Origin of the sequence: Marinobacter shengliensis (assembly GCF_030297115.1) — a bacterium.
GTDB lineage: Bacteria > Pseudomonadota > Gammaproteobacteria > Pseudomonadales > Oleiphilaceae > Marinobacter > Marinobacter shengliensis.
In genome coordinates this window covers 3,025,444-3,039,437 of the sequence record NZ_AP028062.1, presented here as the reverse complement: position 1 = coordinate 3,039,437, position 13,994 = coordinate 3,025,444, and the positions used below count along the sequence as shown (strand labels likewise).

The 13,994-nt window shown below is 58.9% G+C and carries 12 protein-coding genes; 11 read left to right on the top strand and 1 reads right to left on the bottom strand.

Annotated features, from left to right (window positions below; translation table 11 throughout):
* Positions 1–9 precede the first annotated feature (9 nt).
* From QUE75_RS13895 to QUE75_RS13845, 11 genes are all read left to right on the top strand, one after another.
* Complete coding sequence (locus tag QUE75_RS13895) at positions 10–1,572, top strand: NAD(P)H-hydrate dehydratase (RefSeq protein ID WP_286251047.1); 1,563 nt, start codon at positions 10–12, stop codon at positions 1,570–1,572.
* A complete protein-coding gene (gene tsaE, locus QUE75_RS13890; protein WP_286251046.1) occupies positions 1,569–2,066 on the top strand; it encodes a tRNA (adenosine(37)-N6)-threonylcarbamoyltransferase complex ATPase subunit type 1 TsaE in 498 nt (165 codons plus the stop codon). The genes QUE75_RS13895 and tsaE overlap by 4 nt, the downstream gene beginning before the upstream one ends.
* The gene (locus QUE75_RS13885) at positions 2,063–3,394 is read left to right on the top strand and encodes an N-acetylmuramoyl-L-alanine amidase (protein ID WP_061331580.1); all 1,332 of its coding nucleotides are present in this window, start codon (positions 2,063–2,065) and stop codon (positions 3,392–3,394) included. The genes tsaE and QUE75_RS13885 overlap by 4 nt, the downstream gene beginning before the upstream one ends.
* Before the next feature lie 20 nt (positions 3,395–3,414).
* A complete protein-coding gene (mutL, locus tag QUE75_RS13880) occupies positions 3,415–5,310 on the top strand; it encodes a DNA mismatch repair endonuclease MutL (RefSeq protein WP_061331579.1) in 1,896 nt (631 codons plus the stop codon).
* Between the two features lie 7 nt (positions 5,311–5,317).
* A complete protein-coding gene (gene miaA / locus QUE75_RS13875) occupies positions 5,318–6,364 on the top strand; it encodes a tRNA (adenosine(37)-N6)-dimethylallyltransferase MiaA (protein ID WP_286251042.1) in 1,047 nt (348 codons plus the stop codon).
* Positions 6,365–6,398: 34 nt separating this feature from the next.
* Positions 6,399–6,650 carry an RNA chaperone Hfq gene (gene hfq, locus QUE75_RS13870; protein ID WP_058092070.1) on the top strand — a complete coding sequence of 84 codons (252 nt, stop codon included), beginning with the start codon at positions 6,399–6,401 and terminating at the stop codon, positions 6,648–6,650.
* 92 nt (positions 6,651–6,742) lie between these two features.
* Positions 6,743–8,038 carry a ribosome rescue GTPase HflX gene (gene hflX / locus QUE75_RS13865; RefSeq protein WP_227510115.1) on the top strand — a complete coding sequence of 432 codons (1,296 nt, stop codon included), beginning with the start codon at positions 6,743–6,745 and terminating at the stop codon, positions 8,036–8,038.
* A gap of 84 nt (positions 8,039–8,122) precedes the next feature.
* Positions 8,123–9,313, top strand: a complete 1,191-nt coding sequence (gene hflK / locus QUE75_RS13860; protein ID WP_106694986.1) for an FtsH protease activity modulator HflK — start codon at positions 8,123–8,125, stop codon at positions 9,311–9,313.
* Positions 9,314–9,316: 3 nt separating this feature from the next.
* Positions 9,317–10,192, top strand: coding sequence for a protease modulator HflC (gene hflC, locus QUE75_RS13855; protein ID WP_061331575.1), 876 nt, complete (start codon positions 9,317–9,319; stop codon positions 10,190–10,192).
* Between the two features lie 174 nt (positions 10,193–10,366).
* Entirely contained in the window at positions 10,367–11,548 is a 1,182-nt protein-coding gene (locus QUE75_RS13850) for an ATP phosphoribosyltransferase regulatory subunit (RefSeq protein WP_106694987.1), read from the top strand.
* Between the two features lie 74 nt (positions 11,549–11,622).
* Positions 11,623–12,918, top strand: coding sequence for an adenylosuccinate synthase (locus tag QUE75_RS13845; RefSeq protein ID WP_061331573.1), 1,296 nt, complete (start codon positions 11,623–11,625; stop codon positions 12,916–12,918).
* Positions 12,919–12,987: 69 nt separating this feature from the next.
* Here QUE75_RS13845 and cmoB read toward each other — a convergent pair whose 3' ends face one another.
* Positions 12,988–13,980, bottom strand: coding sequence for a tRNA 5-methoxyuridine(34)/uridine 5-oxyacetic acid(34) synthase CmoB (cmoB, locus tag QUE75_RS13840; RefSeq protein WP_286251032.1), 993 nt, complete (start codon positions 13,978–13,980; stop codon positions 12,988–12,990).
* Positions 13,981–13,994 lie beyond the last annotated feature (14 nt).

Genomic DNA, 13,994 nt, shown 5'->3' with positions numbered 1-13,994 from the left:
CTTTGGCGAATGCCAATACGCAATGCAAGCAGTCTACCAGAAGCGCTCTACTCCGCCGACTCGGTGCGAGCAATTGACCGCTACCTGATTGATCAGCAAGGCGTTGATGGCTTTGAGTTGATGCAGGCCGCTGCCCGGGCGGCCTTTCGCCAGTTGTTGCGTCACTGGCCTGTCCCCGGGTCGATTCTGGTGCTTTGCGGTGCTGGTAACAACGGCGGTGATGGCTACTTGGTGGCGGCGAATGCTCAAAGACATGGTATTACTGTCCGTTGCATTGCCATCGCACCGACCGGCAAGTTGACCGGGGATGCGCTTAATGCGCTTAACCGTGCCCGCGCGGAAGGTGTCAGTGTTGAAGATATCGGCGAACTGGGCGAAGACGGATTGGAAAAACATCTGTCGTCTGCAACCCTGGTGGTGGATGCGATGCTGGGTACAGGAGTGACGGGTTCGCCCCGGGAGCCCTTTGCAGGTGTGATTCGGCGGGTTAATGAATCGGGTTTGCCGGTATTGGCGGTGGATTTGCCGTCCGGCCTGAATGCCACAACAGGCTCTTCAGCGGGTGATGTGATTCAGGCCAAGGTAACGGTGACTTTCATTGGCGCCAAGGCTGGCTTGTACACGGGTGCCGGTGCCGGTGTTTGCGGTGAGGTAGTGTTTGAGGCTCTTGATACCGGCCACGATATCTCTGGCAGTGGCCAGCCGCCGCTTGCCCGCTTGCAGTCCTGGGCCCAGTGCAAGGAACAGCTGCCTGTCCGTCCGCTTGATGCCCACAAGGGGCGTTTTGGCCACGTGTTGGTGGTTGCCGGTGACCGGGGTTTTGGTGGCGCCGGCATCATGGCCGCCGAGGCGGCGTCCCGGGCCGGGGCCGGTCTGGTTACCCTGGCTACCCGCCCGGAACATGTTACGGCTGCGCTTGCCCGCTGCCCGTCCTTGATGGTGCACGGGTTGATCCATGGCTCAGAATTGCCGCCATTATTGGCCAGGGCCGATGTGGTGGTGTGTGGTCCTGGCATGGGCAAGCTGGCCTGGGGGCAGCAGATGCTGCAACAGGTTGAACAAAGCGGGCTGCCGCGGGTGTTGGATGCCGACGCGCTCAATCTGATGGCCGGGCGAGTGCCCGTGGTGTCTGATAGCCATATACTGACGCCACACCCCGGCGAGGCGGCGCGGTTGTTGGGTTGTGATGTCGCTGACGTTGAGGCGGACCGGGTGTCTGCAGCCCGCCGGCTGCAAACCATGCTGGGCGGGGTGGTGTTGCTGAAAGGCGCGGGTACCGTTATCGCCAGTGGCTCGGCACTTCCGGTGATTGTTCCTGGTGGTAATCCGGGCCTGGCGACCGGGGGCATGGGCGATGTTTTATCCGGCATCGCCGGCGCGTTGCTGGCACAGCTGAAGGACCCCCGGCAGGCCACGACACTGGCTGCGGCTCTGCATCTGGCCGCGGCGGACCAGGCGGTGCAGACTTATGGCTATATGGGGCTGACGCCCACGGATGTAATCAGCGCCTTGCCAAAGGTGCTGTGGGAAGCAGAAAAGGTGAACAGCCGTGACGACCAGGAGGCGTTATGAGCATTTTCGGCAATGAACGCCGGTTGTTTCTGGAGAGTGAAGCGGAAACAGAGCGCCTGGGCGGTGAGCTTGCCGGGCTGGTGAAGGCATCCGATCAGGGCATTGTGGTGTTCCTGGATGGCGATCTGGGCATGGGGAAAACCACTCTGAGCCGCGGTGTAATGAGAGGGCTCGGGCATGTGGGAGCGGTTAAAAGTCCAACGTATACCCTTGTGGAGCCCTATGAAGACCTGGAACCGCCGGTATACCATTTCGACCTTTACCGTCTGGGCGATCCCGAGGAGCTTGAGTACATGGGAATCCGCGATTACTTTTCGGGCGGCAGTTTCTGTCTGATTGAATGGCCGGAGCGGGGAGAGGGTGTTCTGCCAGAGCCAGATCTTGAAATCCACCTGGAACGGCAGGGAGAAGGCCGGTCGGTAGTACTGCGTGCCCGATCGGAGTTCGGCGCCTCCCTGTTGAATCAAATAGAGCTGATAGGGCCTGATTCATGAGACTTTTTCTGTGTTTGATGGTGGCTCTGGCGGCTAACCTCGCTCAGGCTGCTACCCAGATTGAAGGCGTGCGGCTCTGGCCCGCGCCTGACCACACGCGCCTCGTCCTTGATACTGCCGGTAGTGTGGAGCACAACGTGTTTGCGCTATCCGGGCCCTCGAGGTTGGTAATCGACTTGAAAAATACCTCCCTGAAAGCGGATTTCAGCAAAGTGGACCTCAGTGGCAGTCCGATTGAGCGGATCCGCAGCGCACCGCGCAATGGCAGCGACCTCAGGGTGGTACTCGATCTGAAAAGCGACATCAAGCCCCGCAGTTTTGTGTTGGAGCCCAATCAGCAATACGGGCACCGGCTGGTGGTCGACCTGATTGACGAGAAGGGCAGCCGTCTCGAACGGGCTGCCAGCCCCACGGTGACTCAGGATTCAGCCGGCAAGCGGGATATCATCATCGTGATCGACCCGGGCCACGGCGGTGAAGACCCAGGCGCTATCGGCCCCAGAGGTACCCGGGAAAAAGATGTTGTGCTCAGAATGTCCAAAACCCTGGCGGATCTGATCAACAAGCAGCCGGGCTTTACCGCCAAACTTACCCGCACCGGGGACTATTACATCGGGTTGCGCAATCGCACGTTGCTGGCGCGCAAGTACAACGCGGATCTGTTCGTCTCGGTGCATGCAGATGCCTTCAGAACACCTCAACCCAGTGGCGCATCGGTATTTGCCCTGTCCCAGCGGGGAGCGACCAGTGAAACCGCGCGCTGGCTGGCCCAAAGCGAGAATCGCTCTGATCTGATTGGCGGTGCTGGTGGCGTGTCTTTGGACGGTCGCGACGATATGCTGGCAGGTGTTCTGCTGGATCTCTCCATGACCGCCAGCATCAATGCCAGTCTCGGGGTGGGGAGCTCTGTGCTGGGGCAGTTGGGCGGTGTTGCCAAGTTGCACAAGCCCGGTGTTGAGCAGGCGGCCTTCGCGGTTCTGAAGTCTCCGGATATACCGTCAATACTGGTGGAAGCCGGGTTTATCTCGAACCCGAAAGAAGAGCAGAACCTGGCCACCGAGTGGTATCGCAATCGACTGGCCAACGCCATCATGGACGGTATTCACGAGTATTTTCAGCGAACGCCTCCACCGGGCACGCTATTGGCCTGGCAGAAGGAAAATCAGAAAGGTGGCGGGCAGGTTAGCCGGTACCGTATCCAGCGGGGTGACACCTTGTCTGGTGTGGCCCGGCAGAACCAGACCACCGTCAGCGAGTTAATGCGCTTTAACGGGATGACCGATGATCGTGTTATGGTAGGGCAAACCATTCGCATCCCCTCATCCTGATCAAGAGGTAGTTCCCGGATATGCCCCACATTCAGTTGCTATCGCCCCGGCTCGCCAACCAGATTGCTGCGGGCGAGGTGGTGGAGCGGCCTGCATCCGTCGTCAAAGAGTTAGTGGAAAACGCGCTGGATGCAGGTGCAAGCCGGGTTGATATTGAAGTGGAGCAGGGTGGCGTCAAGCTGATCCGGGTGCGTGATGATGGCTCGGGCATTGACGAAGCCGACCTGCCGCTGGCCCTCAGCCGCCATGCCACCAGTAAAATCCTGACCCTCGATGACCTGGAAGCTGTCGGTACATTAGGCTTTCGTGGTGAAGCCCTGGCCAGTATCAGTTCCGTTTCGCGCCTGGCACTCACGTCCCGCACCGAAGCCCAGGAAGCCGCTGCCCGAGTGGAGGTGGAAGGCCGGGATATGGATGCCCGTCTTTCTCCGGCCGCGCACCCGGTGGGAACCACCGTGGAAGTCCGTGACCTGTTCTTCAACACGCCAGCCCGGCGCAAGTTCCTGCGAACGGAAAAAACCGAATTCAATCATGTGGAAGAGTGTATTCGCCGGCAGGCCCTGAGCCGATTTGATGCTGGCTTTACCCTGCGCCACAACCAGCGTGTGGTGCAGAGCCTGCGGCCAGCAGAGTCGGAGGTCGACAAGGAGCGACGTATTGGTTCGCTGTGCGGACAGCAGTTTATAGACAACGCCGTTATTATTGACGCGGAAGCGACCGGCCTGCGGCTCTGGGGCTGGGTGGCATTGCCCACCTTCTCGCGCAGCCAGGCGGACCTGCAGTACTTCTTCGTGAATGGCCGGGTCATTCGGGATAAGCTGGTCGCCCATGCGGTGCGACAGGCCTACCGGGATGTGCTTTACAACAACCGCCACCCCGCCTTTGTGCTCTATCTGGAAGTGGATCCCGCCACCGTCGATGTCAACGTGCACCCCACCAAGCACGAGGTCCGGTTCCGGGATGGTCGGTTGGTCCATGATTTTATCTTCCGCACCCTGCACCGGGCTCTGGCTGATGTTCGCCCGGATGATCATTTGCGCGGTGCGGTCGCTCAGTCTTTCGGGCGCGAGCCAGAGGCAGTTGTTGCCAACCCCGCCGGTCATCCAGCTGGGATGGGGGCATCGCTCCCCGATCGGGCGCCGCCTGTAGCTGGTGGTTATGCCAACGGAGGCGGCTTTGGTGTTGGGTCGGCTTCCCAGCCGCAGCAGGAATGGAAGGCCAGTGACCAGATGGCGTTCTATCAATCCCTGAATGAGGGCGGGGGGGTTGCTTCCCGGCCTGACCATGCCAGCCAGCCGGTTGCGGTCACGCCTCCACGAGACACCGATGAAGAGCCGCCCCTGGGTTATGCCATCGCCCAGCTACATGGCATCTACATCCTTGCCCAGAGCCGGGCTGGCCTGATCGTTGTTGATATGCATGCTGCCCATGAGCGCATCACCTATGAGCGTATGAAGCACGCCCTGGCCGAGCAAGATCTGAAAAGCCAGCCCCTGCTGGTGCCGTTGTCACTGGCGGTAAGCCAGAAAGAGGCGGCGCTGGCGGAAACTCACGGTGAGGAGTTGCAGCACCTGGGGTTGCAAATTGAACGAATCGGCCCGGAGACCCTGGCTGTGCGACAGATTCCTGCGCTGCTGCGGGGCGCCGACACCGAACAACTGGTCCGGGACGTGCTGGCGGATCTGATTGAGCATGGGCAGAGCGACCGGGTAGAAGCCGTCACTCACGAATTGCTGGGCACTATGGCCTGCCATGGTTCTGTTCGGGCAAACCGGCAACTCACCATTCCGGAAATGAACTCGCTGTTACGTGACATGGAAGCCACTGAGCGAAGCGGCCAATGCAATCACGGCCGCCCCACCTGGACTCTGGTCACGCTGTCAGAACTCGACAAACTGTTCCTGAGGGGGCGTTAGTCACTCCATGTCGGACACTGAGCGCCAACCGGGGCATGCGCTGCCGCCGGCTATCTTTCTGATGGGGCCGACGGCTTCCGGCAAAACCGATATGGCCATCGCCCTCTGCGACATGCTCCCATGTGACATCATCAGTGTCGATTCCGCGATGATTTACCGGGGTATGGATATTGGTACCGCAAAACCTGATGCCGAAGAACTGGCCAGAGCACCTCATCGCCTGATCGACATCTGTGATCCTGCCGACAGCTATTCTGCTGCGGATTTTCGTCGTGATGCGCTTGCCGAGATGGCAGATATCACCCGCCGCGGCCGCATCCCGTTGTTGGTTGGCGGAACCATGATGTATTTCAAGGCATTGTTGCACGGTATGTCCGACTTGCCCTCCGCTAACCCGGAGTTGCGGGCGCGCATCGAGCAGGAGGCGGCAGAGCACGGTTGGGAGCACCTGCACCGGGAACTGACAAGCCTTGATCCCGTTGCCGCCGGGCTAATCCACCCAAATAACCGCCAGCGGCTGATGCGGGCACTGGAAGTTATTCGCCTGACGGGCAGACCCATTTCTGAAATCTGGCAGGCGCAATCGGGAACTTCTGAACAGGAGGCGGTGTCAGGTATTGAGGATTACACGTATTTTACCCGTTGGCAGGCAGACGAAACCCCGAGCCTGCCGTATACTGTTTTCCAGTTTGCCTTGGCTCCAGCCGAGCGTTCTGAGCTTCATCGGCGTATAGGGCTTCGTTTTCAGGCTATGCTTAAGGCAGGGTTTCTGGACGAAGTCCGTGCTCTGATGAAGCGGGGTGATCTCAATCCTGACATGCCTTCGATGCGTTGCGTTGGCTATCGGCAGGCGTGGGATTATCTGACGGGTAGCTGTGATTACCAGACTTTCGTCGACAAGGGCGTTGCCGCCACCCGACAACTGGCAAAGCGGCAGCTGACCTGGTTGCGAAAATGGCCGAATGTTCACTGGCTGAACGCCGGTGATCCGCAAGTGGTGGTTAATGCCTTGAAAAAAAGCGGCCTTGGCACCACATTTAAATCAGAAAAATGACGATCTGCACTTACTTATAAACAGGAGAACTCACATGTCAAAAGGGCATTCTTTACAAGACCCTTACCTCAATGCATTGCGCAAGGAACGCATTCCGGTTTCTATCTTTCTGGTCAACGGCATCAAGCTGCAGGGCCAGATCGAATCCTTTGACCAGTTTGTTATTCTGCTGAAGAACACCGTCAGCCAGATGGTCTACAAGCATGCGATTTCCACTGTGGTCCCTGCTCGCAATGTGCGCCTTCCGCCGCAGAACCCGGCAGGTGAAGGTGAGTCTGAAGACTGATCTTTCCGGAGTTTCCGGTTTCTACACCCGCGTTCCAGGACAGCCCGAGAGCTCGAATGGCCGCGGGTGTTTGTTTTTATGGAGTTTAACCTATCTTGTTTGAGCGTCCTGACGTTGGAGAACGGGCGGTTCTCGTTCACATAGAATTCACCGCCCACGATGATACCGAAGACCCCGGTGAGTTTCGGGAACTGGTGACCTCCGCCGGCGTTGAGCCGGTGATGATGGTGACAGGCTCCCGCAAGCAGCCCAACCCCCGGCTCTTTGTTGGCGAAGGCAAGCTTGACGAAATCCGCGATGCCGTTGCCGCCAGTGAGGCGGACGTGGTGCTTTTCAACCATGCCCTCAGGCCCAGTCAGGAGCGCAACATCGAGCGGGAGCTCAAGTGTCGGGTGCTGGACCGTACCGGCGTTATCCTGGACATTTTCGCCCAGCGCGCCCGTACCCACGAGGGCAAGCTCCAGGTGGAACTGGCTCAGCTGGAGCATATGTCGACGAGGCTGGTTCGAGGGTGGACCCACCTTGAGCGCCAGAAAGGCGGTATCGGTCTGCGGGGGCCCGGTGAAACCCAGCTTGAAACCGACCGTCGATTGCTGCGGGAACGCATCAAGTCTATTCACAAGCGGCTTGAGAAAGTCCGCAAACAGCGTGACCAGGGCCGCCGTGCCCGCAAACGGGCCGATATTCCGACGTTGTCCCTGGTGGGCTACACCAACGCTGGGAAATCCACATTATTCAACCGAATCACCACAGCCAGCGTATATGCTGCTGATCAGTTGTTTGCGACGTTGGACCCAACCTTGCGTCGTCTGGAACTTCCGGATATTGGTCCGGTCGTAGTGGCGGATACGGTCGGCTTCATCCGGCATTTGCCCCACAAGCTGGTAGAGGCTTTTCGCGCAACACTGGAAGAAACCACTCAGGCAACGTTACTGCTGCACGTGATTGATTGTCACGACGAGCGTCGCGATGACAACATGGAACAGGTGGAGAGCGTGCTGGCGGAGATCGGTGCGGACGAAATACCGGTCCTTCAGGTGTTCAACAAGATTGACCTGTTGGATGGATTTGAGCCCAGGATAGACCGGAACGAGGATGGTGTGCCCGTTCGGGCCTGGGTGTCTGCGGTGACCGGGCAGGGTCTTGAGCTTCTGTTCGATGCGCTGGTTGAACGGCTGGCGGAGGACGTTGTGCATCACTTTGTGTTGCTTGGGCCGGCCGATGGCAAGCTTCGCGCCCTTCTGCACGAGGCTGGGTCTGTGTTGAGTGAAGAACACCGGGAGACCGGTGATACAGTGCTGGAGGTGAGGTTGCAAAACCGGGACTGGATGCAGTTGCTGAGCCGGGCGGGCGTCAGGGAAGAAGCGCTCAGGCTGGAGATTCGATGAGTCCGAAAGCCGCAAGCTATTGCCGGGGCGTTGATAAATCCCTAGTATTTGCAGCCATTCGATAATACATGAACGGAGAGAACTATGGCCTGGAATGAACCGGGTGGAAACCGTAACGACAACGATCCCTGGGGAACCGGGGGTGGTCGTCGCGGCAATGATCAGGGGCCACCGGACCTGGATGAGGCGCTGAAAAAAGGCCTTGAAAAGCTGAACAGGATGCTGGGTGGCAAAGGTGGCAACTCAGGCAATTCCGGCGGTAGCAGCTCCGGTGGCAGTGCTGGCGGGTTTGGTGCCGTCATTGCGCTGGCAGCTATCCTGGCGCTTGGCTATGTGGTGTTTCAGTCGTTCTATACCGTAGACGAACAGGAACGGGCTGTTGTTCTCCGGTTTGGTGAGTACAGCACCACTGAGAACCCGGGTTTGAGGTTCAAGGTGCCGTTGATTGATCGGGTGTACAAGGTTGGGGTAACCAACGTTCGTACCGCCCAGTCCAGTGGCCAGATGCTGACCATGGATGAAAACCTGGTAACGGTTGATCTGCAGGTTCAGTATCGGGTAGGCAATGCCCGTGACTACGTTCTCAACGTCAGGGATTCTAACGAAGCCCTGTCGTTTGCCACTGACAGCGCCCTGCGTCACGAAGTGGGTAGCTCCACTCTGGATGAGGTGCTGACTGAAGGGCGTGCTGAACTCGCTATTCGTGTCGAGCAGCGCCTGCAGAGCTTTCTTCGTGAATATGGCGCGGGTCTTGAAGTTGTCCGGGTCAACGTTGAAAGCACCCAGCCACCCTCTGCGGTGCAGGATGCCTTCCGTGAAGTGCAGCGTGCCCGGGAAGACGAACAGCGGCTGAAGGAAGAGGCGGAAACCTACCGCAACCGGATCGTGCCGGAGGCTCGCGGCCAGGCCCAGCGCCTGATCGAGGAGGCCAACGCCTATCTGGAAGAAGTGGTTGAGCGTGCCCGTGGTGAGAGCTCTCGTTTCACTCAGCTGCTGGAAGTGTATGAAATTGCGCCGGCGGTTACCCGCGAACGCATGTACATTCAGGCGGTGGAACAGGTGCTGGCGAACAGCAGCAAGATCTTCATCGATACCGAGAGCAGCGGCAACATGATGTACCTGCCTCTGGATCGTCTGATGCAAGGCACTGGTGGTTCATCAAGCAGCTCCCGCTCATCTGGCGGCAGCAACCAGGCCGATATCGGCATGCTGACGGACCAGGTGCTGCAAGAGCTGCGCTCGCGTCAGGACACCAACATTCGGAGGAGCAGATAAGTTATGGGACCCAAAGCTGTTGTGGGCCTTGCAGGCGCTCTGATTGTTGTCCTGCTTGTGCTGTCAAGTGTATACATCATCCCGGAAACCCACCGGGGCGTTAAACTGCGGTTCGGTGAATTGGTTCAGACCGACATTCCGGCAGGCCTGCACTTCAAGGTGCCGGTGATTGACCAGATCCGCGAGTTCGATATCCGGGTATTGACCATGGACCTGCCGTCTCGCCAGTACCTGACGGTGGAAAAGAAGCCTTTGGACGTAAACTCCTACGTGGCGTGGCGCATCCGTAACGTGGATCAGTTCTACCGCTCCACGGGCGGGGATGAATTCAGGGCTCGGTCTCTGATTCTGTCTCGGGTCGATAATGGCCTGCGGGATGAGTTCGGTGTTCGCACCATGCACGAAGTGGTATCCGGCCAGCGGGATCAGCTTATGAACACGCTTCGTGACCGGGTGAATTCCAACGTGGTTGGAGAGTTCGGTATCGAAGTCCTGGATATCCGGGTAAAAGCGATTGAGCTGCCGGGGCAGGTCAGTGAGAACGTCTTCCGCCGGATGGCTGCTGAGCGCCAGAAGCTGGCCCAGGAATTCCGTTCCCGGGGCCAGGAGCTGGCCGAGGGTATCCGGGCTGATGCAGATCGCCAGCAGACGGTTATTCTGGCCACAGCGTTTGCTGAAGCCGAGCAGACCCGCGGTGCCGGTGATCGTGAAGCTGCGCAGATCTACGCAGATGCTTACGGTTCCAACGAGGAATTCTACAGCTTCTATCGCAGCCTGCAGGCCTATCGCAATACCTTCTCGGGCAAGGATGACATCATGGTGATCGATTCCGACAGCGCATTCATGCGCTTCCTGAAGGACCCGATGGGCGCCAACTGATCGGCTCTGAAGATCAAAAAACCGGAATACCTCGGTATTCCGGTTTTTTTGTGTCTGCCAACGGTGTAGAATTTCGCCGGTTTTGCTTTGGGTTTTCAGCCCCTGGCATCCTAAATCCTGAGTCATTCCCCCGGAGTGTTTTGCCGGCGCGGGAAAAACGGACAACAGAATCTCATGACTGTATCTGATCGCTGGTTACTGCCTGACGGGGTGGAAGACATTTTGCCGCCGCTGGCCGGACAGATCGAATCCCTGCGACGGGATGTAATGGATACCTGCCAGCGCTGGGGTTACCAGCTGGTTATCCCGCCGCTCATTGAATACCTTGAATCCCTCTTTACCGGTACGGGCCACGACCTGGAGCTTCAAACCTTCAAGCTCACCGACCAGTTGACCGGTCGCATGATGGGCGTGCGCGCCGACATGACGCCACAGGCGGCGCGCATCGATGCCCATACCCTGGGGCACGAAGGCATCACCCGGCTTTGTTATGCCGGCCATGTCTTGCACACCCGTCCGCGCCATATGCTGACCGGCCGAACGCCGATCCAGGCCGGTTGCGAATTGTTTGGCAGTGCCTCGGAAGCCGCCGATCTTGAAGTGATCAGTCTGATGCTGGAAGCGCTCCGGGTTGCGGGCCTGCGCCGTGTGCATATGGATCTGGCCCATGTATCGATTTACGAGAGCCTGATCACCGAGGCAGGCTTTGATCGGGACACCGAAGCGGCCGTCTTCGATGCCATGGCACGCAAATCGGTGCCTGAGCTGGATGCGCTCCTGGGCGATTGCCCTGCCGGTTCGGGCGGTGCACGCCTGCGTGAGCTTGCCCGGGTCAGCGGGGGCGTGGAAGCACTTGACGAGGCTCGCTCGATTCTCAGCGGCGCCTCGACCGCCCTGGATGCGGCCCTGGATCAGTTGGGGCGGGTGGCAGAGATGCTGGCCAGGGATTATCCAGAGGTCAGTCTTGGCTTCGATTTCTGCGAACTGCGTGGCTACAACTACCACACCGGGCTGGTGTTCGCGGCCTATGTGCCCGGCCATGGTGATGCGGTGGGCAAAGGCGGCCGTTACGATGCCATCGGCAGTGATTTTGGCCGGGCTCGCCCTGCCACAGGATTCAGTCTCGATATCCGGGCCCTGGTGTCACTGGGGGAACGTCCGTCCAAAAGGTCTGGTGCCATCTGGGCACCTGCGGAGACGGATTCAGCCCTTGAAGGTGTGATCTCCGGCCTGAGAATGACGGAAACGGTGGTACGGGCCTTGCCCGATGACACTGACACCAATCCAGCCGAGCGTGGCTGTGATCGTCAGTTGGTCAAAAAGGATGGTAAGTGGGTTGTCGAGGCACTGGCCTGAGTCGCCAGGTGTCGGTTTCACTGGATTAATGTGCAGGACTTGAGCCTTCGGCTCGTCTGAATTGAGAGAGAATCATGGGTAAAAACGTTGTTGTGCTGGGCACCCAATGGGGTGATGAAGGCAAGGGCAAGATTGTTGACCTGCTGACAGACAAAGTAGCTGCGGTGGTGCGCTTTCAGGGTGGCCATAATGCCGGACACACACTGGTGATCGAGGGCAAGAAAACAGCGCTGCACCTGATCCCTTCCGGTATTCTCAGGAAGAATGTCCAGTGCCTGATTGGCAATGGCGTGGTGTTGTCACCGGAGGCCCTGCTGAAAGAAGTCCGTGAACTGGAAGCCAACGGTGTGGCCGTGCGCGATCGCCTGAAGATCAGCCTGGCCTGCCCGATCATCCTGCGTACCCACGTGCGTATTGATCAGGCCCGCGAGCGCGCCAAGGGTAACGAAAAGATTGGCACCACTGGCCGTGGTATTGGTCCCGCATACGAAGACAAGGTATCACGCCGTGGCGTGCGTCTGGGCGATCTGTGCAATCTGGCAGACTTTGAAGTAAAGCTGCGGGAAATCATGTCTTACCACAACTTCGTGCTGACCGAGTATTTCAAGGAAGAGGCGGAAGACATCGATGCGGCCCTGGCCGAATTGAAGCAGATGGGTGAGGAAATCCTGCCCATGTCTGCAGATGTCACCGATATTCTGCACGACTACCGCAAGCGCGGCGAGAACATCCTGTTCGAAGGTGCTCAGGGCTCTCTGCTGGATATCGATCTGGGTACCTACCCGTACGTTACCTCGTCCAACACCACCGCTGGCGGCACCGCCACGGGCTCCGGTTTTGGCCCGATGTTCCTGGATTACGTGCTGGGCATTACCAAGGCCTACACCACTCGTGTTGGCTCAGGTCCTTTCCCGACCGAGCTGTTTGACGACATGGGCCAGCACCTGGCGGTAAAAGGTAACGAAGTTGGCACCACCACCGGCCGCTCCCGCCGTTGTGGCTGGTTTGATGCGGTGGCCCTGCGCCACGCCATCCAGATCAACAGCGTGTCTGGCATTTGCCTGACCAAACTGGACGTGCTGGACGGCCTGGAAACGGTGAAGGTGTGCGTTGGCTACAAGACACCGAATGGTGAGATTACCCGCCCGCCCATTGGTTGCGATAGCTACAAGGATATTGAACCGGTGTATGAAGAGCTGCCGGGCTGGAGCGAGAGCACGGTAGGCCTGACCACCGTTGACCAGCTGCCAGAGAATGCCAAGGCCTACATCCGCTTCCTGGAGGAGCAGATTGAAGCGCCGATCGATATTATCTCCACGGGCCCTGACCGGGTGGAGACCATCACTCTGCGCCATCCGTTCGGAGAGTAAGCTCGAAGAACAAAAAAACCGCCTTTGGCTGTCACGCCTCAGGCGGTTTTTTTATGTTCGGGTATTACGTCAGGGCTTCTCGGCGATGATGGTTGCGCGCTTGGGTCCCGGATAGCCTTCGATGGTTTTGCTCGAATCGTTCGGGTCGAGAAAATCCGCCAGAGAGTTGAAACGCATCCAGTCCGTCTGCCGTTGTTCCTCGGTGGTGGTGTCGCTGACATCCGCCACCCGCGCATTGCGAAACCCGGTTCTGTCCAGCCAGCGTAAGAGGGTGGGGCAACTGGGTAGGAACCAGACATTGCGCATCTGGCCGTAGCGGTCTTCCGGCATCAGACTGAAGCCTTCCGGACCGTCAACCACCAGGGTTTCCAGTACCAATTCGCCGCCTGGGCGGAGGGTGCCCTTGAGTTCCAGAAGGTGGTCCAGGGGCGAGCGACGGTGGTACAGAACACCCATCGAAAAGGTGGTGTCGAACATCTGCAGGTTGTCCGGTAAGTCCTCCATTCGCACCGGTAGCAGGTCTACCGGAACCTCACCCAGGTAACCCTTGACTGCCAGAAACTGGAACATGAACAGCAGACCGGGGTCGATGCCTACAACGCGGCCGGCGCCAGCCCCGGCCATGCGCCAGCAGTGGTAGCCGGAGCCGCAGCCAACGTCGAGAATGGTTCTGCCCCTGAGGTCTGACAGATGAGGAGCAACCCGGTCCCATTTCCAGTCTGATCGCCATTCGGTGTCTATGTGGGTGCCGAAGAACTCGAATGGGCCTTTTCGCCAGGGCATCAGGCCCCGCAGGCCCTGTTCTAGACTTTCACTCTGCGCCTGGGTCAGTGGGTCGGGAGCCGACAGGGTAATGGCGGAACAGTTCAGGTCAGCGGCAACACCGGGCACCTCGGGTAACAAATCCAGTGCGCTTTGCCAGCGGGGCAGGTCGCCGTGGGGGTTGTCTTCAAACCGGGCAATCAGTTGGCGGGTAAGCCGCTCTGCCCAGGGCTCATGCCCGGACTGTTGCAGGAAGTCGATGAACGGGAGAAAGTGCGCTCGCCAGTCGAAAAGTGCCATGGGGTCGGTTATGT

Coding starts and splice junctions, on each gene's coding strand:
- QUE75_RS13895 (WP_286251047.1), top strand. CDS start 10: ATGCCAATACGCAATGCAAGCAGTCTACCAGAAGCGCTCTACTCCGCC.
- tsaE (WP_286251046.1), top strand. CDS start 1,569: ATGAGCATTTTCGGCAATGAACGCCGGTTGTTTCTGGAGAGTGAAGCG.
- QUE75_RS13885 (WP_061331580.1), top strand. CDS start 2,063: ATGAGACTTTTTCTGTGTTTGATGGTGGCTCTGGCGGCTAACCTCGCT.
- mutL (WP_061331579.1), top strand. CDS start 3,415: ATGCCCCACATTCAGTTGCTATCGCCCCGGCTCGCCAACCAGATTGCT.
- miaA (WP_286251042.1), top strand. CDS start 5,318: ATGTCGGACACTGAGCGCCAACCGGGGCATGCGCTGCCGCCGGCTATC.
- hfq (WP_058092070.1), top strand. CDS start 6,399: ATGTCAAAAGGGCATTCTTTACAAGACCCTTACCTCAATGCATTGCGC.
- hflK (WP_106694986.1), top strand. CDS start 8,123: ATGGCCTGGAATGAACCGGGTGGAAACCGTAACGACAACGATCCCTGG.
- hflC (WP_061331575.1), top strand. CDS start 9,317: ATGGGACCCAAAGCTGTTGTGGGCCTTGCAGGCGCTCTGATTGTTGTC.
- QUE75_RS13850 (WP_106694987.1), top strand. CDS start 10,367: ATGACTGTATCTGATCGCTGGTTACTGCCTGACGGGGTGGAAGACATT.
- QUE75_RS13845 (WP_061331573.1), top strand. CDS start 11,623: ATGGGTAAAAACGTTGTTGTGCTGGGCACCCAATGGGGTGATGAAGGC.
- cmoB (WP_286251032.1), bottom strand. CDS start 13,980: ATGGCACTTTTCGACTGGCGAGCGCACTTTCTCCCGTTCATCGACTTC.